We start from the raw sequence: 21252 nt of genomic DNA on the forward strand, positions 1-21252 counted from the left end.
CTATCCAACGCGCCGTTGCCGGACGCTGCTTTCACCAGTTGGCTGTAGGGTGTCATAACCGCTGGAGCAGATTTGTATAGGCTTCCAACACGCTTGTCGATTGAGATCGCGCTGTTTTTGTATGTCGTCGTCACTTCAATAAATTCCCGTTGCAAGTTTTATGATATCCCTCTGCTCGGACCGCCCGACAGAAAATTGCATGTCTATTCTTGTTCTGAATTATCGAGGAATGTAGGAGACGCCGAAAGTGCGGAACTGGGCTTTCCATGCGTTCCACGAAAACTGTCTCATCAGTGGACAATGAGACAGTTTTCTTTTTCTTTGAAATCAATCACCCGCGAACGCGCAAAGCCAGTACCGGCAAGCAAGCCTCGCAACAGAACACTCTTCATATTGGGCAGACCTAAAGCTGTCTGCGCGGTTATTTATTCTGTCTGCAAACCGCACCAACCCGCCTTTGGCCCGCGTGCAGCGAATGGCAGAAAAGTCCGCACTGTGTGAGCTCACCGGCTCCAGAACCTCGCAGTCGCAGCGAACGGCAGAAACGGCGGGCTGCACCGCAGCACGAAACCGGGGCTGGTTGCGTCAAACAGCCGAGTTTGCAAATCCTGCTTTCTGCGCTTTGCTGACCCTGTTCCAGCTGGCGGTATCAGAACAAGTGCTTGCGCCCTGCTGAAGGTCCGCTTGCGCTGGAAGGCTTGAAAAAGCTCGCACATGCAGCGATCGGCGCCAAGCGTGTCAACTTAACGGCAAGTTTGGGCTGACTGCTGTCTTGGAGCAGGCTGATGTGAAACTCTATCTTTTCACTGTTGCAGAAAGCGGCGGTTGCCCCCATCGCCGTGCATGAAGCTACCTGGCCCCCGAATATGCAGGCACAGCAAAACGAAAGAGCCTGTGCTCTGTTTCCGCAATGCAGTCGGCCTCGGCCACAATGCTCAAACCCAGATATAGAAAAGGCGCCCGCTGGGCGCCCTATATGTAGATCCTGGTGAGAACTCGTGCCGAAACGGTGGGAACTCGATCAAGATTTACACAGTGTCAGTGGGTCCAGGGACTGCGGCGGTTGGTGGCAAAGTTGTCGCCATATCCGCCGGGGCGGATGTTGACCTTACGCTCCTTTGGCTCGACAACCACTGCGTCGATGCCGTGGTCCTCGGCATATTCGACCGCTGCTTCCTTGCTGTCGAAGCGCAGTTTGACCTGTGCTTGGGTATCACCAGAGGACGTCCAGCCCATCAGCGGATCCACTTCGCGGGCCGTGACCGGCGCGAATTCCAACACCCATTTTCGCGTTTTGGCCATGCCCGAGGTCATGGCGTTGCGTGCCGGCCGGTAAATCCGCGCTTGCATGGGCTGTCTCCCGCTGTTCCTAATCTCAATTCCAGCGCATTTATGCGCCGGATACCGGCCTGCGGCAAGGCAGCATTTCCCATAGGGTTACCCAGCTCTTGCGCCGCTGCCACAGGTCGCGCGCTCCGGCCTGCCGGGCCCCGAGCGCCAATCCGCCGGAAATGCGACCCGCCACGGCGGCCGACGGTCCTGCCGGGCAAAGATCTGTGCCCGCTGCTGACAAAATCCGGCACCATTTCCCGAATTGCCCCCCAGCCCCCCTTGCACCGGAACAAAAACGGACCAAAATCAGCGCGTTCCAAGGAGTCGCCTGATGCCCTATGCCCATTCCGACAAATCCACGCCGACGATGACCCAGCGCGCGCCGCAGCACCGGCCCAAGCTGGAAGGCGGCAAGCGCTTTGTTATGAACACCACCTTTGATCCGGCTGGCGATCAGCCCACTGCGATAAAGGAACTGTCACAGGGGGTTCTGGACGGCGAGCGCAACCAGGTTCTGCTGGGCGCCACCGGCACTGGCAAAACCTTCACCATGGCCAAGGTGATCGAGCAAACCCAGCGCCCCGCCATCATTCTGGCCCCCAACAAGACGCTGGCGGCGCAATTGTACGGTGAATTCAAGGGCTTCTTTCCGGAGAACTCGGTCGAATACTTCGTCTCCTTCTACGACTACTACCAGCCAGAGGCCTATGTGCCGCGCTCGGACACCTATATTGAGAAGGAAAGCCAGATCAACGAGCAGATCGACAGGATGCGCCATTCGGCCACCCGCGCCCTCTTGGAACGCGACGACGTGATCATCATCGCGTCTGTGTCCTGTATCTACGGCATCGGCTCGGTCGAGACCTACTCTGCAATGACCCAGGACCTGAAGGCGGGCGAGATGTACGACCAGCGCCAGATCATGGCCGATCTCGTCGCCCAGCAGTACAAACGCAACGATCAGGCCTTCCAGCGCGGCTCCTTCCGGGTCCGCGGCGATACGTTGGAAATCTTCCCCGCCCACCTCGAAGACCGCGCATGGAAGCTTTCCTTCTTCGGCGAGGAACTGGAGGCGGTCACCGAATTCGACCCTTTGACGGGGGAAAAGACCGGCACCTTCGAGCAGATCCGCATCTATGCGAACTCCCACTACGTGACGCCGAAACCGACGCTCAATCAGGCTGTGATCTCCATCAAGGCTGAGCTGAAACAGCGTCTCGACGGGCTGGTGAACGACGGCAAGCTGCTGGAGGCACAGCGGTTGGAGCAGCGCACCAATTTCGACATCGAAATGCTGGAGGCCACGGGCCACTGCAACGGCATCGAAAACTACTCGCGCTATCTGACAGGCCGCGCGCCAGGTGAGCCGCCCCCGACCCTGTTCGAATTCATCCCCGATAACGCCATCGTATTCGCGGATGAAAGCCATGTCTCTGTCCCGCAGATCGGTGGCATGTACAAGGGCGACCACCGGCGCAAGATGACATTGGCCGAACACGGCTTCCGGCTGCCGTCCTGCATGGACAACCGTCCGCTGAAGTTCGAGGAATGGGACGCCATGCGCCCGCAGTCGGTCTTTGTCTCCGCCACCCCTGCGGGCTGGGAGATGGAGCAATCCGGCGGCGTCTTCACCGAACAGGTGATCCGCCCCACCGGCCTTTTGGACCCGGAGGTCGAAATCCGCCCCGTCGGCATGCAGGTGGACGACCTCCTGGATGAAATCCGCAAAGTCACCGCCAACGGCTTCCGCACCCTTGTGACCACCCTCACCAAACGCATGGCCGAGGACCTGACCGAATACCTGCACGAACAGGGCATCAAGGTCCGCTACATGCACTCCGACATCGACACGCTGGAACGGATCGAAATCCTGCGCGACCTGCGCCTTGGCGCCTTTGACGTGCTCATTGGCATCAACCTCCTGCGCGAGGGCCTCGACATCCCCGAATGCGGCCTCGTCGCCATTCTGGATGCGGACAAGGAAGGCTTCCTGCGCTCGGAAACCTCGCTGATCCAAACCATCGGCCGCGCCGCCCGCAACGCAGACGGCCGCGTCATCATGTACGCCGACCGTATCACCGGCTCGATGGAGCGCGCCCTGGGGGAAACCAACCGCCGCCGAGAAAAGCAGATCGCCTACAACCTCGAACACGGCATCACGCCGGAAACCGTCAAGAAAAACGTCGAGGATGTTCTGGCCGGTCTTTACGAGGGCGATGTGGACATGAACCGTGTCACCGCCACGGTGGACAAACCGATGCATGGCGCCAACCTAGAGGCGCATCTGGCAGGCCTGCGCGACCAGATGCGCAAGGCCGCAGAGAACCTGGAGTTCGAAGAAGCCGCCCGCCTGCGCGACGAGGTCAAACGGCTGGAAGCGGTGGACCTCGCCATCTCCGACGACCCGCTGGCCCGGCAATCGGCGGTGGAGGCGGCCTCGGATGCGGCGGTCAAATCGCGGGGGCGGTCAACGGCTGGGAAGGCCGGGACAAGGGCGTATAGGGGCAAGTCGCAGAAGAAATTTTCGTAGCGATTTGTTTTTTGGCAGAAGACTAGGCATCCACTCACAAAACGGCATCGGCAGAAAAATTGAAAAATAACCCTGACCAACTGCACCCTGAAAACGACCACGAGATCGACACGCCACAAACGATGTGGATGAGCGCGTTAGGCAGAGCAATTTTCGGTTTCTACAGCGAGACTCACAAGAACCCATACTTCGCAAACGATGACTATATCAAATCTCTTTGCGATACACAAAATCGCGCGGAAACTGCCTACGGAAAAACAGTTCTGCACGCGTTTGTTTTGAGCATTATTTCCATTGCGACAGCGAATGACGCCATTGGAGATGCCAGCTACCTGGGACTAAACCTCTCTCAAATCCCTTATCTAACCGAGTTTTGCTCTCTGACCCTCAGTGCTTTTGTTGCGCTTCTTGTGTTCCAGTTTCTGGATATTTTCACTATGGCTCGAATGAGACAAGAGATCTTCTCCTTATCCGGTTCCGAAAATCCCAACATGCGCATGTTGCACTTCAAAGGAAATGGTGCATGGATCGATGCGCTCATTCCGAAGACAATTGGATATAAGAGCAAAATCTTTCATAGAGTAATTCAATTTTTTGTTCTGTGCTGGTCATTAACGATCCCGACAGCAACACTTCTAATGATACTGGCCGCACAAGCCATTTGCATCTTGTCAGTAATGCCCCTCTATGATCTGGAATTGTCGGATGGGATTGCATGGGTAGGAATCGCGATTTCTACCAGCAGCATATTTACCCTGTTTTTCGCCCTATTCGTTCCCCTCAAATTCACGCTTAGTAATAGCCTTAACGGCAATGAGCATCAAATAAGCGACAATTCAAAATCTTGAACCCATGAGTTCCTAAATACTCTTCAGCACTCCCAAAGGAGCATTGAACACGAGGACGGCTACGCCGGAGCGCTTACTTCCGCAAAACCACCGAAAACTAATTAACCATTTATAAATAAACAAGGTTTCGCAGCGAAACCTCCTTTCATTTACATCTCGCCGAAATCCTCATTCCCCCGGAACCGCAAGTGGCGTACGAATACCCCAGCCCCTTCGCCTGTTGCCGGGGCGGACACACACGGGGACTGCTGACATGCCTGCATTCAAACTCACTCTGCCGGTTCTGGCGCTGGTGCTTCTCCCGGCGGCGGCGGCAGCAGGTGGAAAATACGGAACAACCGCCCGTCTTACCAGCGCGTCCACCAGCAGCGTCGTGAAGCTGCTTGAAACAGGCTTTGCAGACTGTCGCGCGCAGCTGCCCAAGGCCTACCGCTATGACTGCTACCGCTCCGTTTACCGCCGCGCCCGGCAGCGGATCCGTGGCAGCGAAGATTATGCCGCGGCGGATCAGGCACTGGCATTGGTTCAGAAAACCCTGGAACAGGCGGTGGCGCAGAACGCCGATCCCGCAAAACCCCGGATCCGCCAGGGGCTGACGCGCTACCGCGCCATTCAGGAAACCGCCTTGCCCGCGGTCAAGGCCCGGACCGATGCAGCCCTGCAGGAGGCGGAAACCCTTCTGCTGCGCGCCTCTGGCCGCCGTCAAAGCCACTATGTTCGCATTGCCCGGGCGGTTGGCTCAAACAAACTGCTGCTGCGTACGGCGCTGCGTTTTCTGGGCTGGAGACTGGGCTTTGCCTGATGCAAACGCCGCCCCTTGCCCGACTCACCCCTTCGGGCGCAGACTGTCAGGCACCATAAACCTGCGCGCGCCCCGGCCTGCTGCTTGCTGCGCCCAGGGCTGATGCCGCCGCCAGATCAGTGAGCCCGGATGCTCCCGCGGCGGCCAGGACCTGCGCCACGCGCCGCCGGGGTCCCGCCCCTGACAGGAGGACCCTTCGATGATTGCCTTACGCCTGAAACATCATCTGGAGGCACAGGGCTTGCCCTTTGCCACCGTCCGCCACCCCTATACCGCCACCGCCTCCGAATGCGCCGAAGCCGCCCATGTGCCGGGCGGCCATCTGGCCAAATCGGTGCTCATTCACATGGAGGAAGGCCCGTTTCTGGCGGTGATCCCCTCTGACCAGAAGGTCGATCTGCACAAGCTGCAGTCGATGGTCGACCGCCGCCTTGGCCTCGCGCCGGAGATTGAACTGGATCAGGTTTTTGATGATTGCGACCCGGGCGCGGCGCCCTGCGTCGGCGCCGCCTATTTGGTGCCCACGGTGATCGACGACAGCCTCACCGGGCTGGACAAAGTCTGGTTCGAGGCCGGCGACCACAAGACGCTGGTGGAAATGAAGGGCGCCGATTTCGACACCCTGATGAAGGACGCCAAACACGGATCCTTCTGCACCCTGCATTGACTTGCGCCACCCCGCGCTGACCTGCGGCGGCCGGGCCCTACCACCCAGGTCTGCCACTCTGGCCTGCTGGTCTGACCTGCTAGTCTGACCGGCCGCCGCAGGCTGCGGGGCGGACCGCCAGGTGGTGCTCAGAAGTCGAACAGATCTTCCAGAAAGTTCTTCGATTTCTTCTTGAAGGACTTCTTTTCGTATTTCTTGTCATATTTCCGGCCATCATCCCGGCTGCGATCGTCATAGCGTTGCGGCTGCGGCGCAGGCTGCATCGGCTGTGCCGAACGTTCGATGATCTTGTCCAACTCGCCCCGGTCCAGCCAGACCCCGCGGCAGCGCGGGCAATAATCGATCTCGACACCGGCGCGGTCGGACATGACAAGTTCGGTTCCGTCAATCGGGCACTGCATTCGCGTCTCCTTGCTCCATTCTCGCCCCTCAGGTGGGCACCCATCCTGCCGCATACAAGGCAACACCTGCGCAAAAACCTGCAGCTTGCGGCTTTCCGTCCGTTTTCAGACCGCTGACCCATGGTAAGCTGGAGGCGAACCAAGGAGGCTTATATGAGCAGCAAGACCATCCTCGCCGGACTTCTTTCCCTTATTCTTTCCTGTGCACCGGCCTTGGCCGATGGCGGCGGCGGTGGCAGCCGCGACAGCAGCGACACCGGCGGCGGCCAGCGCAGCGGTCTCAGCTCCAAGGCCACCCAGGCAGTTGTCAAAACCCTGACCAGCGGCTTCCAGCGCTGCGGCACCCTGCCCCAAATCTATAAATTCGACTGCTACCGGCAGACCTACAAACTGGCAGCCCAGAAGCTGAACGGCAACCAATCCTATGCCGAGGCCTACAAAGCGCTGACAATGGTGGAGGCGACCCTGACCAAAGCCGTCAAGCAGAACCTGGATCCGGACCAGAAGCCCAAGCGCAAGGGTTTGAACCTTTACCGCGCGGTCAAACCGGCTGCGGTGCCGCAGATCAAGCGGCAGGCCACATCGGCAATGCAACGGGCCGAAACCATCCTGCTGCGTTCACCTGCCAGCAAGAAGGAACACTATACCCGCATTGCCGAGGCGGTGAATTCGAACAAGGTGCTGCTGCGCTCTGCTCTGTTGCCCGGCGGCATGATCCGGCTGGCCTGGAGCCTGCTGAAAACGGCCGTTCCGGCCTGAGACTGCCGCGCCTCAGCGCAGCACATGCACGGCACAGGCCGCGTGGCGCACCACGTGGCCTGAGGTCGACCCCCAGATCAGATCCTGCATGGACGGCCGGTGCGAGGCGAGGATAATCAGATCCGGGCCGTTCTGCTCTGCCCAGTCCAGGATCGTGCGGCCGGAGTGCCCCTCCACCAGCTGCCCTTCGGCATTGGGCAGGGTTTTGGCCAGCCCGTCCAGCTCTGCCTGCAGCGCCCTGCGGGTATCTTCCATGAAGTCCGCCGGGATATAGGAAATCGCATAGGCCGGCACCTGTTCGATCACATGCAGCAGCGTCACCTTGGCCCCCGGCGCCGACAACAGACGCGCCGCCTTGAGAGGCCCGGTCACGTCGCGCTCCGGGTCGAATGAGACTGGCACAAGAATATTGTGATACATGGCAGTTCTCCTTTCCCTGCCAGTCTACACCCGTTTTCAGCCGTGCGGATTGACCGGGATCATCCGGGGCTTTGGGATCAGGCCGCGCCGCCATTCATTTGTTGCAGACGCGCCCGCGCCCTTGGGGGTCGGGACCGGGGCCTCAGCCCTCGAACACTTCGGCAACGTCATACATCACCGGCTCGAAACTGCGGCACAGTTCGTTGATCTTGCGGTTGCGTTCGCGCATTTCCGGGCTGCGCAGCATCGCCATGAAATCCTCGCGGCGGCGCCATTGCGAGTAATTGGCAATCCGGGTCTGCGCGTCATTCACATGCAAACCCGCTGCAATGAAGCCCGGCTGTTTGGAAATGAACTCTGAATAGGCGCCCTCAAGCGCTTCCAGCAGGTCCTGGCAGGTCCCTGGCGTCATCTCGAATGTGGTGATAACGGTCTGAATGTCCGCGGTTTTTGCTATTTTCGGCATTGGCTCCTCCGTTGACGTTCTCCCAGCCTACGCGCGTTCATGTGAAAAGCGCACGACATTTTTTGCGAAACCCTCGTGAATGGATTTGACGCCCATTAACACAACCTTAACCATACATGCGAACCCTTGAAGCATCCCAAAGGAGGCTTCGCAATGAGATCTGCCTATGCCGCCTGCCTTGCCATTCTGCTGGCCCCGCCGGCGGCGGGCGGCGCTTGGCTTGAGACCCCTGGACACGGGTTTGCGTCGGCCAGCGCCATCTACCGGCAAACCGACAGCGGAGCCCAGCAGGAGCTGAGGTATTACGGCGCCTACGGGATCACCCCGAAACTGACCCTTGGCGTGGATTTGAACCAGGCCGGGAAACTGTCCGGCCATGCGCTGGTCTTTGCCCGGCTGCCGTTGCACGAGGGCGCGCGCTACAGGCTTGCTGCTGAAACCGCGATCGGCGGCAACAAATACCACGGTCAATGGCTGATGATGCAGCGCGCCACCCTGTCCTACGGGCGCGGGTTCGCCACCGGCAAGGCCAGCGGCTGGCTGGCTATCGATGCGGCCTATGAGCTGCGCAACAGCGGCCTGGACCGCGCCTGGAAACTGGACGCCACGCTGGGTCTGAACCGCCCCGGAAAACCCGCTCCGATGCTGCAGGTTGAAACCTCGAAACCGGAGGGCGGGTCGTTTTCCTATACGTTGACGCCGTCGCTGCGGGTTCCGCTGGTCTCTGGGCGGGAGCTGGTGATGGGGCTGGAGCATCGCAATGCGGTGCAAAGCAGCCTTGGCCTGAAACTGGGGCTGTGGCAGAAGTTCTGAACCCAAGTCATGAAATCCGTCCCCGACAGAAAGCCCGGCATGGCCGATGTGATCCGCCCCACCGATGACGAATCCCGCGCGCTGGCCCAAAGCCTGATGCAAACCGCCCGCTTTGCCGCGCTTGGCGTGCTGCTGGAAGAGAGCCAGCCACTGGTGGCACGGGTGGCCTTTGGACTGGATGCACAAGGAGGCCCGGTCAGCCTGATCTCTGATCTCGCGCAGCACAGCCAGGCGCTGCGCCGGCATCCGGTCTGTTCGCTGCTGATCGGAGAGCCCGGCGCCAAGGGGGATGCGCTGGCCCATCCGCGTCTCAGCCTGATGGCTGAAGCGGCGTTTGTGCCGCGCACGGACCCGGCGCATGCGGTTCTGGCGGATGCCTATCTGCGCCAGCACCCCAAGGCAAAGCTGTATCTGCAGTTCACTGATTTCAGCTTTGTCCGCTTTACCGTCACTGCGGCGCATCTGAACGGCGGCTTCGGCAAGGCCTTTCGCCTTGCCGCCGCGGATCTGCTGCCCGGGGGCTGACATCATCAGCTGTCCATCCGCATCAGCACCTGTACCCTCCCCTTGACTGCCTCCTGCCAGCGCAGGCGGATCTGGTCATTGCCGGAGCCTTGCTCCAGCTCTGCATAGGGGGTGATGTAACGGACGCTATTGCCACCGGTCCGCAGTGGACCCAGCGCCACGACGCTGTCGGCAAAGCGCGCATAGCCCTGGAATGGCAGTTCGCCGCCGGAAGCAACGGTCCAGGACGAGGACGCCGAGGACTGGTCATGCACCACCCGCAGCGGGTTGGCCGAATGGCTGGTCACGTTGTGATACATGTTGCCGGTCACCACCACGTTTTTGGAACGGCTGAAGTCGAGGTCGGCGAAACTTGTGTCGACCCGCTCTGCCCTGTCGATGCTGCCATTGGTCGAGCGGAACTTGTTGCCGGTGATCGACACGCCGTTCAGGAAGTTGCCGCTGCCATAAGGCTTCACCACGATATAGCTGAACCATGGCGCCACATCGCCGGACAGGAACACATTGGCGTTGATCGACAGCGCGCTGAAGGAAAACCCGCCGGTATATTCCGGCGAAGGATCGCGTTCATTGGTCCATTCGATAAAGCAGTTATCGACATAGTTGTCAGAGACAGTGGACGTGCAATTGTTGGAGGTCAGCACCAGGCCCGCAGTGCGCACCCCATCCGGGACGCTGTCGCCCTGAAAGAAATGGTTGCCCGTCACCGTGTTGTTGCTGCCGCCCAGGATTGCAAAATGGAGGAAGCGGGTGGCGCGGTTGCTGCGCAGCTTGGCGTCATTCTTGTTGACGTTCAGCCCGATGCTGACCCGCTGCGAAACGTCCAGCGGATCCTCATGCGACAGGAACTGGCAATTGTCGATCAGAATGCCCTGGCAGCCGGTGCCGGTGGAGGTGATGCCGCGGTCCATGGGGCGGGAGAAAAAGCAGCTGTCAAACGTGTTGACCGAACCGGACGGCGCCAGACGTACCGTACTGCAGCGACCGTTGCACTGAAACTCGATGTCCTGCAGCCCGAATTTGCTGAGAGAACTGAAGCCGCTGAAATCCATCAGATACTTGAAGTCGCGGAAGGTGAAATTCTGCGTGCCTTCCGCATCAAAAAGCGCGCCGCTGAGGGTGATCACGCCAGAGCCGTTGTTCTTGGATGTCACATAGATTTCGCGGCCCACGCCAGCGCCCTCGACCAGCGATCCGACGGCGATATTGGCGATATTGGTGACATTGGTCAGCCTTTTGGAGTCAGAGGCGCTGTAAGTCGCCCGCGAGGTGACAACATCGGTATCCCAGGCGGCACTGCTGGCGGCCTCCAGCTGGCCATTGCGGATGATACGGCGGGTGGCATAAGAGGATTTGTTCGGCGCCGCCGCAGCCATATCAATGGGGGCGGTGACGGTGATCTTGCGGCCCATCAGGTCGAGCGATTCATGGTCGGAGTTGTTCAGGAGCGCCTGAAACGCCTTCTTGAAGCCCAGTTCCTCATTTCCAAAGGCCGCAGCATAGGCCGGAAAGTTGTAATTCTTGGTCAGAAGCAGGATCGCGCTGTCCGGCATGTCGACGGTGCCTTCAAACACCGCCTCATGGTTCAACGACACGGTGCTGCCCAGGTAGAACTCCCCCGCAGGCACCAGGATGCGGCGCCCGTCCGCGGCGGCGTCTGCGGCCTCAAAGGCAGCGGTGCAGTCAAAACTGCCATTGCCCACCGCCCCGTAGTCGGTGACATCCACCACGCTGAGCATATCGCGCAGGAAGGCACTGGTAATGTCGGTGATCTCGATATCGTCGATGCGCACCACACCGCCATTGGCGCCGGTCAGGTCGAGACCGAAATGGCCGTAAGCCGCATCGCGCCCCCAGGGCATGTCCACGCCGCCGCGGCTGCCGCTGCCGACGATGCCGGTCACCTCGACCACTTCACCATAGGTGCTGAGCGCCGCCTGCGGTGCAATTTCGGTGACACCGCCAAGGTGGTTGCCGTTGCTGCGGGCGGCCCAGCCGGCCACGCGGACCGAGGGCAGCGCACCGCTGACGGCCTTCACCCGCAGCTTGATCTGCAGATAGCAGCCCGGCTGCAGCGGCGTCTCGCCCATGAAGCGCAGTTTCTGGGTGTTTTCGGTCTTCTGCATCTCCAAACAGCCGCCAAAATCCGCGTCCGCCGCCACATAGACCGCATTGGCAGCGCTGTCATAAGTGTCTGAGCCCGGCGTGCCGTTGCCGCTGGACCAGACATTGAGGCCGGCCGCAAAGGCAGGGGGCATCAGCTGCAGTCCCTCGGTGATTGCCTTGTTCATGGAAGCTTCCTTTCCTGCTGCGCATGTCGCGTTCGAGGAAAAGGAAGTACAGGCACGGCGTTAAATTCCGCCAAGCGGTGCGTACGCTGCCCAGGCTTCAGACGCTGTCTGCCTGCCCCTTAAGCAGATGTACTGCGTTGATTTTCCAGCCGCTTCCCAGGTTAACCATTTGGTAATCCAAGAGGTGCACGGCGCCGTTCTGATCGGTGATCATTACCCGCTGCCACAGGCTGCCTGCGACCTCGCGCAGGTCCAGATAGCGCACTTCGGCCGGGTGCCAGACCATTGGGTAGCCCTGCTGCACCATGTCGGCAAATCGCTGGGGTGTGCGGAAGATACGCCGGATTGACGGCGCAGCATAAGAGAAGGCAGTCTCTGCGTCGTTGTTCAGGAAAGCTGTAAACTGAGAGCCGATCACAGCTGTGACCGGCTCTCTCTGGGCGAAGACCGGAAAGGTCAGAAGAAAAACACTTACCCCCGCAAACAGAACACTGCGCATCTGCCCCTCCCGGTCCGACTTGTTGAGCTAGGGCAAAGTGAAGTGACGTCAAAAAATAAATTTTCAGGGACAGACAGGCTGCACTGGGACACCCGGAAAACCGCCATGCCCCGGTGTGACGGCGACACAGCCTGTCTTGTGCTATGGCTTGACGAAAAGGGCGCGGAAACCCGCGCCCTCATTGTCTGCGTTGAAGGAAGGCTTAGGCCAGCTCGCCGGCCAGTGCCTTTTCGATCAGCGCGATGGTGTCCCCAACGCCATAAAGCGCGATGAAACCGCCAAAGCGCGGCCCCTGAGAGGCACCCAGCAGCACTTCGTAGATCGCCGAGAACCAGGCGCGCAGCGGCTCGAACCCATGGATTTTGCCGATGGCGAAGACCACGGACTGCAGGAACTCCTCATCCGCGAAATCCGCCTCGGGCAGCGGATCGTCATTGCCGGCCAGTTCGTTCTTTTTGGCAATCGCTGCCAGTGCAGCCTCGGGCGATTTCAGCGCATCCGCCAGATCCTGCAGCGCCGCGCGCTCCTGATCGGTGGGCAGGCGGAATTCTTTTGCGGGTTTCACGAAGTCGTTGAAATAGGCCACAGCAAAGCCTGCCGCCTGATCCATTGTTGGATTGCTTTCGGGCGTCGCATCGGGGGCGTATTTGTTGATGAAACCCCACATGGTTGCCTTGTCCTCGGCGCTGGAAGCAGAGGCGAGGTTCAAGAGCATCGAGAAGGGCACCACCATATCCGACTGCGGCACGTCGCCTGCGTGGATGTGCCAGACTGGATTGTTCAGCTGTGCCTTCAGCTCCTGGCCGTGATAGGCGCGCAGCTGCTGGTGGTATTCATCCACCGCCTTGGGGATCACATCGAAATGCATCCGCTTGGCGGTTTTGGGCTTTTGGTACATGAAATAGGCCAGGCTTTCGGTCGAGGCGTAGGTCAGCCATTCGTCGATCGAAATGCCGTTGCCGGAGGTTTTCGAGATCTTCTGGCCGTTGGCATCCAGGAACAATTCATAGGTGAAATGCTCTGGCGCGCGGTGGCCCAGCACCCGGCAGATGCCGTCGTAGATCGGTGTGTTGGTGGAGTGGTCCTTGCCGTACATCTCAAAATCAACACCCAACGCCGCCCAGCGGGCGCCGAAATCCGGTTTCCACTGCAGTTTCACGTTGCCGCCGGTCACCGGCAGGGTCCATTCCTTACCGTCTTCGTCGTCAAAGGTGATGGTGTAGGTCTCGGCGCAGACTTTTTTCATCGGCACGTACAGCACGCGGCCGGTTTCCGGATGGATCGGCAGGAAGATCGAATAGGTCTGGCGGCGCTCCTCACGCAGGGATTTCAGCATGATCGCCATGACATCGTCATACTTCTCGACGGCGCGTTTCAGCACGTCGTCGAACTGGCCGGACTGGTAAAACTCCTTGGCCGAGATGAACTCATACTCAAACCCGAAAGTATCCAGGAACCGGCGCAGCATGGCGTTGTTGTGGTGGCCAAAGCTCTCATGCGTGCCAAACGGATCCGGCACCGAGGTCAGCGGCTTCTGCAGATGCTCTGCCAGGCTCTCTGGGTTTGGCACATTGCCGGGCACCTTGCGCATGCCGTCCAGGTCGTCCGAAAAGCAGATCAGCTTGGTCGGGATGTCCGAGATGGTTTCGAACGCGGTCTTGATCATAGTGGTGCGAGCGACTTCGCCGAAGGTACCGATATGTGGCAGGCCGGAAGGGCCATAGCCGGTTTCGAACAGCACATAGCCCTTTTCCGGCGCGCCCTTGGCATACCGTTTGAGCACCCGGCGGGCTTCTTCAAACGGCCAGGCTTTGCTCTTGAGAGCCTCGTTGCGCACATCAGACATTTGTGTTCTCCATCGGCGGCGGTTGCGTCAGTAATCCGGGGGCCGCGTGATCAGCCCGGACGCCCCATGCGTCCGGCTCTTCCCTCTATTGTGCCTGTGCAGCATGAGTCAATAATACCCGCCCCGACCGGACCAGCCCCTGACGGTAAATGTTGAAATAAAGACTTCGGTTGGCCACAAAGTGGCCAATCTACCCCTTAGAACCCCTCTTGAATGGCCCCTTTCGGGGGATTTTGAAGGGTTTCCACATGAACGACCTCTCGAAGATATCTTCGACAGACCACGGCCTCGAACGCCGACTGCCTCTTCCCTTCGAGGGAGTCGATGTCAATTTCTGCCGGAACCCGCAGTACTCAGGGCTGGGGCTTTCCCCAGATCCCTACAAGCGGCCTTTGTCATGCGAGATGAAGAAGAAGGAAGGCACGTATACCCAAAAAGATTGAGGGAGAGCATTTTCAGCTCTCCCTCGAATTCTGATCAGTCGATCCCTAATCTGATGGTATCTTCCGCTTATCGGTTGGCCCCATCCGGCGCTCGCTCGAACCTGTGCAGCTTTCGCCACACCCCATGTTTAACGACCAGCAAGGCGTAAGTGCGGTCGAGGTGTTACCCTGTTCTGAGGAATATATGGTTCCTCAAGCCGAGTCAAACAAAAAACAATTTAGAAAGAGCTACCTTAGAGGCCGCTCAAGAAGCATACACTGGTGTCAACAACAGCACCACCACCCCGAACAAGCTCCGCTGCACTCCAGATTGATGTTCCTGACGACATCAAGTCATCTGTGACCAGGATGTTCTTTCCAGCGATGTTTGGCATGGCTCCAGAAACCGTCAATGGGTTGAAGAAAGGGCGAATTTTCTTGTCCAACTCCTTCATTGAGACATGCTGCCCGGCTTCCATCCCTTTCCAGGTTGCCATCTGAGTGTTGTATTTCTTAAGGGTCCTCTTGTTAGAGATCTTCCGCTTCTTCTGTTGTTCTTCGTCGAGAATGTCTTGAATTGTCTTCTTGCTCAGAAAGCTGGGTTGCAAGAAAGGAACTTCAATCCAGTCAGAGACGCAGCGTCCAAACTCTTCCCCAAACCCATTACTTGAAGGGACCGGCATCACATAGTCCGGCTTGAGATCATCCTTCATTCCTTCGACGATCAGCTTTGCTCTCGTCAAAAACATCTTCCGATACATCGGGACAATTTTGTAGTTGTTCATGCCTTTGAAGGCATAGATCAAAGGGTTACCATCCCGATCCTTGTCACCTGTGTGATTTCGCCTGAACACAAATTTTAAGTCGATGTCTTTGACCCGGCCAGCGGTAGGATTTCCTTCCAATGACGTATCGACACGAGACTGATGCGTGTCATCAAACATAACGAAACGATCTCGTGAAATATTTAGACCCAAGATTTACCTCAATATTTTCTAATGAGGAGATGGGCCAATTCACTCAAAAAGGAAACCCCGAGTTTGACTTCGGGGCTTCAACATTTACCGTCAGGGGCTGGCCCGACTGGACCGGGTTTTGCCGGGCCGCAGCGCGCAAAAGTTACCGCCGCGCGCGGTCAGCCGTTGAACCTGGCAGCTGGCGCACCTATCCTGTTGGTATCGCATATTTCGCAGACAAGGATTTCGTTCATGACCGAGCAAGCACCGCATTCGATGTCCCCGCAGGACTGCCTGGTGGCCCTGATGGTGGCGGTTTCGGCTTCGGACGAAAACATCCGCACGTCCGAACTGGTCAAGATCCAGTCGGCGGTCAACATGCTGCCGGTCTTTGCCGACTTTGACATCGACCGGGTCAGCCGCATTTCCAAGACCGTTCTGGATCTGTTTGAACAGGAAGACGGGCTGGCGGCGCTGTTCGGCCTCATCCGCGGCGACCTGCCGGAACGGCTGTTTGAAACGGCTTATGCACTGTCCTGCGACGTGGCCGCAGCGGATGGTATCCTGGGCGAGAGCGAGCTCGAGTTCCTGGCGGAAGTGCGCTATGAGCTGAACATCGACCGGCTGCACGCCGCTGCGATTGAGCGCGGCGCCCGTGCCCGGCACATGGTCTAACGGCTCCGGTTCCTGCTGTTTCTCATGCCGCTGAAGCATAGCGGGTCTGCACAACGCATACTTGCGGAACTTTTGACGCACTCCCATCTCGCGCTAGTTCGTTGTGTATTGGGAAATGGTCCATGGTCAAGTGGCACAGAGATATTGGTGAAATCCGCAGGCTCCTGCTCGAAATAGAGGGCGGGCGGGACTCGTTCTGCGCTCTGCCGCAGTCAACTGCCGAAGCGATGATGCTGCCGGTGGCAGAATGTCTGCCGGAGCCGGAGGCACGTAAGCTGGCTTATCACCTGAACCTGCTGGAGAGCGCCGGGCTGGCCCGGTTCGGTCGTATGGAAAACGGCAACTGGCTGGTGCGCGGGCTGACCTGGAGCGGCCATGAACTGCTGGACAACATACGAAGCGAAGAGGTCTGGGCAGCCGTGCGCGCGCGCCATGAGCAGCTGGGCGGGTTCAGCATGGAGATCCTCGGCGAGCTGGCCAAGGAGCTGACACGCGCCAGGGCGGGGTGCCTCGAGGGCTCTGAGGCCTGACCTGACCGCCTTGATTTCCGGGGGCCTGTTCGTTGACAGGCTCCGACAGGCACGGTTCTTTGCAATCCGCGCGGGCGTCAACTGCCGTAGACCGCCCCCCAGCGTTCGATCAGCTGCTGCTGCAGCTGCTTGGCGCGGCGGTTCCAGCTGCGGGCGCCCTGCGGGCGTTCGCGCTGCGCCCGCGTAAGGCGGTCGCGGGTCTTCTGATCCGCGGTGAAGATGGTAAAGGCCAAGACGGTGCCGTCCGCCGCGGTCATGAAGCCGCCAAGGCCCGAGACGAAGTTGAGTGTCCCGGTCTTGGCTGCGACCTTGATCGGGTGGCCCTTGATGATGCGCCCCTTGGCGTCGCGCATCTGGAAAGATTTCAAGAGCGGCTTCAACTGGCCCGCCTTATAGGCGGCCACCAGCGCGCCAGTCAGATCTGCAGGCGTCATCCGCGAGTCTTCGCCCAGCCCGGAGTGATCCACCAGCCGGGTGGAGGACATGCCGTATTTTGCGGCAGCCCAGCGGCTCATCTCTGCCGCGGAAGCCGAGAGCGAAGCCGGCCGGCCGGCACGGGCGGCGGTGGCGGACATGCCGATCATTTCCGCCATCAGATTGTTGGAGTATTTCAGCATCGCCTTCAGCAGCACATCCAGCGGCGGGCTGCGATGCTGCGCCAGCAGTGTGGCCGAAGGCAGCAACTTTGTCTTTCGCGCTTTTGGCAGAGAAATGCCATTGGCCCGCGCCATGGTGCGGAAGACATCGCCGGCATAGGCCGCAGGGTTGCGCACCGGCAGCCAACGGGAGCCGCCTTTGCCCAGCGCCTTGGAGGCGACGGTCCAGTGATCCACCCCGCCCTTCTCGGCATAGGTATAGACCGGCACTGCGCGGGACTGGATCGCCATCCGGGAAGCGGCAACCTCGGGGCGGTATTTCTCGGTGCGGGCGTCCATAGTTGTCACCCAGCCGCCGCCGGCGGCGCGTTTCCATTCGAAATGCACCCGGTTGAAGTTCAGCGAAATGCCAGAGACCGCAGGTGAATATCCGACATGGTCGGGCTGGTCGGGATCAATGGTCTTGACGGAGGGCAGCGCACCGTCCCAGACCAGAAACTTGCCGCGCACCTCGCGCACACCGGCAGTTTTCAAGGACTTTGCCAGCAATGCCAGATGGTCACTGTTCAGCAGCGGATCACCGCCGCCCGCCAGGATCACGTCCCCCGCGACCACGCCGCCGGACACGCCGCCGGTCGCAAGAATACGGGTTTCGAACCGGTGATCCGCCCCCAGAACATCCAGCGCATAAAGCGCAGTCAGCGCCTTGGCAACGCTGGCAGGCGGCAGTGCCTGTGTGCCGCCGGCGGTTTCCAGCATCTGCCCGGTCTTGACATCCGCCACGGCGCACACAGCTTCGCCGCGCAGCCCGGCACGTTCGATCAGCGCTTTCAACCCATCGGCGCCCGCAGCCAAAGAGCTGACTTTGCGGGCAACAGGCCGCAGCGAGACCGCCGGCGCATTGGCCAGCGCAGACGTGCCCGCCAAAGCGGCAAGCCCGGAAAGGAGGAATGTCCGGCGTGAAGTCATCTTGTTCATTTTTAGGGTCAGGTACCGTTCTTCTTCAATCCCCGATCCACGGCTTTGCGCCGCAAGGTCCCGGCTGTTTCACACTGGCAAGTTCACACTGACAAATTCGCACTGGCAAATCCTGTAACCACAGGCAGCATGTTTCAGGGCAGTTTCCCCATGTTTGCGACCATGTCAATAATCCCGGCAGGCGACCAGTGCCGGATATTGTTGACAGATCGCAGGCTCATCCGCCCTGCACTGCTGACCAGTCGCCGCGGGCGCGCAGCGCAGTAGAGCTTACATCCACCATTGGCAGGTTGATGAAACACCAGGCCGGACTTTCCGACTGCGCCAGCAGCTGGCTTTCGCTGCCTTTCAGCATGGCATGGCGGTAGATCCGCGCCGCCGGGGAATAGCGGGCTGAGATCCGGTCGCCGGGCCGGGCCAGCACCCCGACCGGCACCGTGTCCAGGATCTGCTGCCAATCCTTCCAGCGGTGGAAATGGGTCAGGTTGTCTGCCCCCATCAGCCAGACAAAGCGCACCCCCGGATGACGGCGGCGCAGGTGGCGCAGGGTCTGGGCGGTGTAGCGGGTGCCCAGCTTTGCCTCGATGCCACTGATGTGGATGCGCGGATGTTGAATCAGGTCTTCTGCAGCCAAGATCCTGCGCTGCAGAGAGGCCGGTCGGCGGGTCTTCAGCGGATTGCCGGGCGACACCAGCCAGAACAGATGATCCAGACCAAAGCGTTTCAGCGCCGCATGGGAAATCGCTGCATGGCCGCGATGCGGCGGGTCAAACGACCCTCCCAGAAGCCCGACGCTTTGGCCCGGGTGGATATGCGGCAATCTGCAAACCATGAAGTGCTTGATGCGCATAATTTGCGGGGGAGATCAATTGGATGTTGAAAGCGGGAGCAAATGCGCATTTGCCTTGCACGACGCACAGCTCCGGCATGACGGGGAGGTCAGGCGCGAGCCGGGCGGCGCGCCAAGCCAAGACGGGCCGTTGCATCCGTTCTGAAGACATTCCCACGGCGCCAATGAGTGCATAAGGGAGCGCGCAGCCGGAGCAAGCTGGGCGTCCCACCCCTGCGGCGCATCCCGCATTGCCCCGCCGCCGCCCTTCGGCTATCACACCAGCCAGCTAGAATTCCCCCATCATGGAGCAGTCACATGGCCGCCTATCAGTACGTCTACCACATGCAGGGTGTCTCCAAGACCTACCCGGGTGGCAAGAAATGCTTTGAAAACATCCACCTCTCCTTTCTGCCCGGCGTGAAAATCGGTGTGGTCGGCGTCAACGGCGCCGGTAAGTCCACCCTGATGAAGATCATGGCCGGTCTGGATACCGATTTCACCGGCGAGGCGTGGTCGGCCGAAGGCGCCAAAGTTGGCTATTTGCCGCAGGAGCCGCAGCTGGACGAGAGCCTGTCTGTGCGTGAAAACGTCATGCTGGGTGTGGCAGAGAAAAAGAACAAGGTCGACCGCTTCAACCAGATCGCGGTGGAGATGGCCGAGAATTACACCGATGAGCTGATGGCCGAGATGACCGAGCTGCAGGACGCGATTGACGCGGAAAACCTGTGGGATCTGGACAGTCAGGTGGATGTCTCGATGGAGGCGCTGCGCTGCCCGCCGGATGACGCCAAGATTGCGGATCTTTCCGGCGGTGAGAAACGCCGCGTGGCCCTGTGCAAACTCTTGCTGGAAGCGCCCGACATGCTTCTGCTCGACGAACCGACCAACCACCTGGACGCCGAGACCATCGCCTGGCTGCAGCAGCACCTGATCGACTACAAGGGCACCATCCTTTGCGTCACCCACGACCGTTACTTCCTGGATGACATCACCGGCTGGATTCTGGAGCTGGACCGTGGCCGCGGCATTCCCTACGAAGGCAACTACTCTGCCTGGCTGGAGCAGAAGGCCAAGCGCCTGAGCCAGGAAGCCCGCGAAGACAAGGCCAAGCAGAAGACGCTGGAGCGCGAGCTGGAATGGATGCAGCAGGGCCAGAAAGCCCGTCAGGCGAAATCCAAGGCGCGTATTGCCGCCTATAACGAAATGGCCAGCCAGTCCGAACGCGAGAAGGTCGGGCGTGCCCAGATCGTCATTCCGAACGGCCCGCGCCTGGGGTCCAAAGTGATCGAAGTGACCGGTCTCGCCAAGCATTTCGGCGACAAGCAATTGATCGAGGGGCTGGAGTTCTCGCTGCCTCCGGGCGGTATTGTCGGCGTGATCGGCCCCAACGGCGCCGGTAAATCGACCCTGTTCAAGATGCTGACCGGCCAGGAACAGCCCGATTCCGGCTCTGTGGAATATGGCGACACGGTGAAACTGTCCTATGTCGACCAGTCGCGTGATGACCTGAAGGATAATGAAACCGTCTGGGAAGCGATTTCCGGCGGCGCCGAGATCATCGAGCTGGGCGACGCCCAGGTCAACTCCCGCGCCTATTGCTCTTCGTTCAACTTCAAAGGCGGCGACCAGCAGAAACCGCTGAACCTGCTGTCCGGCGGTGAGCGCAACCGTGTGCATATGGCGCGGCTACTGAAAGAGGGCGGCAACGTTCTGCTGCTCGACGAACCGACCAACGACCTGGACGTGGAAACCCTGCGGGCGCTGGAAGACGCGCTGGTCGATTTCGCCGGCTGCGCCGTGGTGATCTCGCACGACCGTTTCTTCCTCGACCGGATCTGCACACATATCCTGGCGTTCGAGGGCGACGCCCATGTGGAGTGGTTCGAAGGCAATTTCGAGGACTACGAAGAAGACAAGAAGCGCCGTCTGGGACCGGACGCGCTGGAGCCCAAGCGGTTGAAGCACAAGAAGTTCGCGCGGTAAAAGTTAGCCGGGGCGGATGTAAAGTCCGCCCCATTTTTTAGAATGTGTTGACACGCAACGCCCCTGAGCAGATTAATACCC

20 protein-coding genes are annotated in these 21252 nt (G+C 59.8%); 10 read left to right on the forward strand and 10 right to left on the reverse strand.

Annotation, left to right across the window (positions count from 1 at the left end; all coding sequences use genetic code 11):
• Positions 1 to 1038 precede the first annotated feature (1038 nt).
• Positions 1039 to 1350, reverse strand: coding sequence for an ETC complex I subunit (locus ACP151_RS12855; RefSeq protein ID WP_424979302.1), 312 nt, complete (start codon positions 1348 to 1350; stop codon positions 1039 to 1041).
• A gap of 313 nt (positions 1351 to 1663) precedes the next feature.
• On the opposite strand from ACP151_RS12855, the gene uvrB reads away from it, so the two are divergent.
• From uvrB to ACP151_RS12875, 4 genes are all read left to right on the forward strand, one after another.
• Positions 1664 to 3862: an excinuclease ABC subunit UvrB gene (uvrB, locus tag ACP151_RS12860; RefSeq protein ID WP_424979303.1), complete on the forward strand. Its 2199-nt coding sequence runs from the start codon at positions 1664 to 1666 to the stop codon at positions 3860 to 3862.
• A 59-nt stretch (positions 3863 to 3921) separates the two neighbouring features.
• Entirely contained in the window at positions 3922 to 4710 is a 789-nt protein-coding gene (locus tag ACP151_RS12865) for a hypothetical protein (protein ID WP_424979304.1), read from the forward strand.
• 253 nt (positions 4711 to 4963) lie between these two features.
• Entirely contained in the window at positions 4964 to 5512 is a 549-nt protein-coding gene (locus tag ACP151_RS12870) for a hypothetical protein (protein WP_424979305.1), read from the forward strand.
• Positions 5513 to 5711: 199 nt separating this feature from the next.
• The gene (locus ACP151_RS12875; RefSeq protein WP_424979306.1) at positions 5712 to 6179 is read left to right on the forward strand and encodes an aminoacyl-tRNA deacylase; all 468 of its coding nucleotides are present in this window, start codon (positions 5712 to 5714) and stop codon (positions 6177 to 6179) included.
• Between the two features lie 128 nt (positions 6180 to 6307).
• Here ACP151_RS12875 and ACP151_RS12880 read toward each other — a convergent pair whose 3' ends face one another.
• On the reverse strand, positions 6308 to 6580 hold the full coding sequence (locus tag ACP151_RS12880) for a zf-TFIIB domain-containing protein (RefSeq protein WP_424979307.1): 273 nt from the start codon (positions 6578 to 6580) through the stop codon (positions 6308 to 6310).
• Positions 6581 to 6733: 153 nt separating this feature from the next.
• Between ACP151_RS12880 and ACP151_RS12885 the strand changes: the two genes are divergently transcribed.
• A complete protein-coding gene (locus ACP151_RS12885) occupies positions 6734 to 7339 on the forward strand; it encodes a hypothetical protein (protein WP_424979308.1) in 606 nt (201 codons plus the stop codon).
• A 12-nt stretch (positions 7340 to 7351) separates the two neighbouring features.
• Here the strand turns inward: ACP151_RS12885 and ACP151_RS12890 are convergent, their stop codons facing one another.
• Together ACP151_RS12890 and ACP151_RS12895 are read right to left on the reverse strand one after the other, a co-directional pair.
• A complete protein-coding gene (locus ACP151_RS12890; protein ID WP_424979309.1) occupies positions 7352 to 7759 on the reverse strand; it encodes a universal stress protein in 408 nt (135 codons plus the stop codon).
• Positions 7760 to 7901: 142 nt separating this feature from the next.
• Positions 7902 to 8225: an antibiotic biosynthesis monooxygenase family protein gene (locus ACP151_RS12895; protein WP_424979310.1), complete on the reverse strand. Its 324-nt coding sequence runs from the start codon at positions 8223 to 8225 to the stop codon at positions 7902 to 7904.
• 153 nt (positions 8226 to 8378) lie between these two features.
• On the opposite strand from ACP151_RS12895, the gene ACP151_RS12900 reads away from it, so the two are divergent.
• Complete coding sequence (locus tag ACP151_RS12900) at positions 8379 to 9038, forward strand: hypothetical protein (RefSeq protein WP_424979311.1); 660 nt, start codon at positions 8379 to 8381, stop codon at positions 9036 to 9038.
• 39 nt (positions 9039 to 9077) lie between these two features.
• On the forward strand, positions 9078 to 9563 hold the full coding sequence (locus tag ACP151_RS12905) for a HugZ family protein (RefSeq protein WP_424979372.1): 486 nt from the start codon (positions 9078 to 9080) through the stop codon (positions 9561 to 9563).
• A gap of 5 nt (positions 9564 to 9568) precedes the next feature.
• On the opposite strand, the gene ACP151_RS12910 is transcribed toward ACP151_RS12905, so the two are convergent.
• The 4 genes from ACP151_RS12910 to ACP151_RS12925 form a co-directional block, all read right to left on the reverse strand.
• On the reverse strand, positions 9569 to 11854 hold the full coding sequence (locus ACP151_RS12910) for a right-handed parallel beta-helix repeat-containing protein (RefSeq protein ID WP_424979312.1): 2286 nt from the start codon (positions 11852 to 11854) through the stop codon (positions 9569 to 9571).
• Positions 11855 to 11951: 97 nt separating this feature from the next.
• Positions 11952 to 12353, reverse strand: a complete 402-nt coding sequence (locus ACP151_RS12915; RefSeq protein ID WP_424979313.1) for a DUF4864 domain-containing protein — start codon at positions 12351 to 12353, stop codon at positions 11952 to 11954.
• 202 nt (positions 12354 to 12555) lie between these two features.
• Positions 12556 to 14199, reverse strand: coding sequence for a lysine--tRNA ligase (locus ACP151_RS12920; RefSeq protein WP_424979314.1), 1644 nt, complete (start codon positions 14197 to 14199; stop codon positions 12556 to 12558).
• 676 nt (positions 14200 to 14875) lie between these two features.
• On the reverse strand, positions 14876 to 15565 hold the full coding sequence (locus tag ACP151_RS12925) for a hypothetical protein (protein ID WP_424979315.1): 690 nt from the start codon (positions 15563 to 15565) through the stop codon (positions 14876 to 14878).
• Positions 15566 to 15829: 264 nt separating this feature from the next.
• On the opposite strand from ACP151_RS12925, the gene ACP151_RS12930 reads away from it, so the two are divergent.
• Together ACP151_RS12930 and ACP151_RS12935 are read left to right on the forward strand one after the other, a co-directional pair.
• Entirely contained in the window at positions 15830 to 16252 is a 423-nt protein-coding gene (locus tag ACP151_RS12930; RefSeq protein ID WP_424979316.1) for a tellurite resistance TerB family protein, read from the forward strand.
• A 122-nt stretch (positions 16253 to 16374) separates the two neighbouring features.
• Positions 16375 to 16782, forward strand: a complete 408-nt coding sequence (locus ACP151_RS12935) for a DUF2513 domain-containing protein (protein ID WP_424979317.1) — start codon at positions 16375 to 16377, stop codon at positions 16780 to 16782.
• A gap of 77 nt (positions 16783 to 16859) precedes the next feature.
• Here the strand turns inward: ACP151_RS12935 and dacB are convergent, their stop codons facing one another.
• Both dacB and ACP151_RS12945 read right to left on the reverse strand, forming a co-directional pair.
• The gene (dacB, locus tag ACP151_RS12940) at positions 16860 to 18347 is read right to left on the reverse strand and encodes a D-alanyl-D-alanine carboxypeptidase/D-alanyl-D-alanine endopeptidase (protein ID WP_424979373.1); all 1488 of its coding nucleotides are present in this window, start codon (positions 18345 to 18347) and stop codon (positions 16860 to 16862) included.
• Positions 18348 to 18573: 226 nt separating this feature from the next.
• Complete coding sequence (locus tag ACP151_RS12945) at positions 18574 to 19206, reverse strand: nicotinate-nucleotide adenylyltransferase (RefSeq protein WP_424979318.1); 633 nt, start codon at positions 19204 to 19206, stop codon at positions 18574 to 18576.
• Positions 19207 to 19503: 297 nt separating this feature from the next.
• Between ACP151_RS12945 and ettA the strand changes: the two genes are divergently transcribed.
• Positions 19504 to 21171 (forward strand): energy-dependent translational throttle protein EttA, encoded by a 1668-nt coding sequence (ettA, locus tag ACP151_RS12950; protein WP_424979319.1) that lies wholly within the window; start codon positions 19504 to 19506, stop codon positions 21169 to 21171.
• Positions 21172 to 21252: the final 81 nt, after the last annotated feature.

It is taken from the genome of Leisingera sp. S232, from assembly GCF_049800895.1.
Lineage (GTDB): Bacteria > Pseudomonadota > Alphaproteobacteria > Rhodobacterales > Rhodobacteraceae > Leisingera.

What these genes read in the sequence shown, in the direction of transcription:
- ACP151_RS12855 (WP_424979302.1), bottom strand. Translation starts at nt 1,350, where the DNA reads ATGCAAGCGCGGATTTACCGGCCGGCACGCAACGCCATGACCTCGGGC.
- uvrB (WP_424979303.1), top strand. Translation starts at nt 1,664, where the DNA reads ATGCCCTATGCCCATTCCGACAAATCCACGCCGACGATGACCCAGCGC.
- ACP151_RS12870 (WP_424979305.1), top strand. Translation starts at nt 4,964, where the DNA reads ATGCCTGCATTCAAACTCACTCTGCCGGTTCTGGCGCTGGTGCTTCTC.
- ACP151_RS12875 (WP_424979306.1), top strand. Translation starts at nt 5,712, where the DNA reads ATGATTGCCTTACGCCTGAAACATCATCTGGAGGCACAGGGCTTGCCC.
- ACP151_RS12880 (WP_424979307.1), bottom strand. Translation starts at nt 6,580, where the DNA reads ATGCAGTGCCCGATTGACGGAACCGAACTTGTCATGTCCGACCGCGCC.
- ACP151_RS12885 (WP_424979308.1), top strand. Translation starts at nt 6,734, where the DNA reads ATGAGCAGCAAGACCATCCTCGCCGGACTTCTTTCCCTTATTCTTTCC.
- ACP151_RS12890 (WP_424979309.1), bottom strand. Translation starts at nt 7,759, where the DNA reads ATGTATCACAATATTCTTGTGCCAGTCTCATTCGACCCGGAGCGCGAC.
- ACP151_RS12895 (WP_424979310.1), bottom strand. Translation starts at nt 8,225, where the DNA reads ATGCCGAAAATAGCAAAAACCGCGGACATTCAGACCGTTATCACCACA.
- ACP151_RS12900 (WP_424979311.1), top strand. Translation starts at nt 8,379, where the DNA reads ATGAGATCTGCCTATGCCGCCTGCCTTGCCATTCTGCTGGCCCCGCCG.
- ACP151_RS12905 (WP_424979372.1), top strand. Translation starts at nt 9,078, where the DNA reads ATGGCCGATGTGATCCGCCCCACCGATGACGAATCCCGCGCGCTGGCC.
- ACP151_RS12910 (WP_424979312.1), bottom strand. Translation starts at nt 11,854, where the DNA reads ATGAACAAGGCAATCACCGAGGGACTGCAGCTGATGCCCCCTGCCTTT.
- ACP151_RS12915 (WP_424979313.1), bottom strand. Translation starts at nt 12,353, where the DNA reads ATGCGCAGTGTTCTGTTTGCGGGGGTAAGTGTTTTTCTTCTGACCTTT.
- ACP151_RS12920 (WP_424979314.1), bottom strand. Translation starts at nt 14,199, where the DNA reads ATGTCTGATGTGCGCAACGAGGCTCTCAAGAGCAAAGCCTGGCCGTTT.
- ACP151_RS12925 (WP_424979315.1), bottom strand. Translation starts at nt 15,565, where the DNA reads ATGTTTGATGACACGCATCAGTCTCGTGTCGATACGTCATTGGAAGGA.
- ACP151_RS12930 (WP_424979316.1), top strand. Translation starts at nt 15,830, where the DNA reads ATGACCGAGCAAGCACCGCATTCGATGTCCCCGCAGGACTGCCTGGTG.
- ACP151_RS12935 (WP_424979317.1), top strand. Translation starts at nt 16,375, where the DNA reads ATGGTCAAGTGGCACAGAGATATTGGTGAAATCCGCAGGCTCCTGCTC.
- dacB (WP_424979373.1), bottom strand. Translation starts at nt 18,347, where the DNA reads ATGACTTCACGCCGGACATTCCTCCTTTCCGGGCTTGCCGCTTTGGCG.
- ACP151_RS12945 (WP_424979318.1), bottom strand. Translation starts at nt 19,206, where the DNA reads ATGCGCATCAAGCACTTCATGGTTTGCAGATTGCCGCATATCCACCCG.
- ettA (WP_424979319.1), top strand. Translation starts at nt 19,504, where the DNA reads ATGGCCGCCTATCAGTACGTCTACCACATGCAGGGTGTCTCCAAGACC.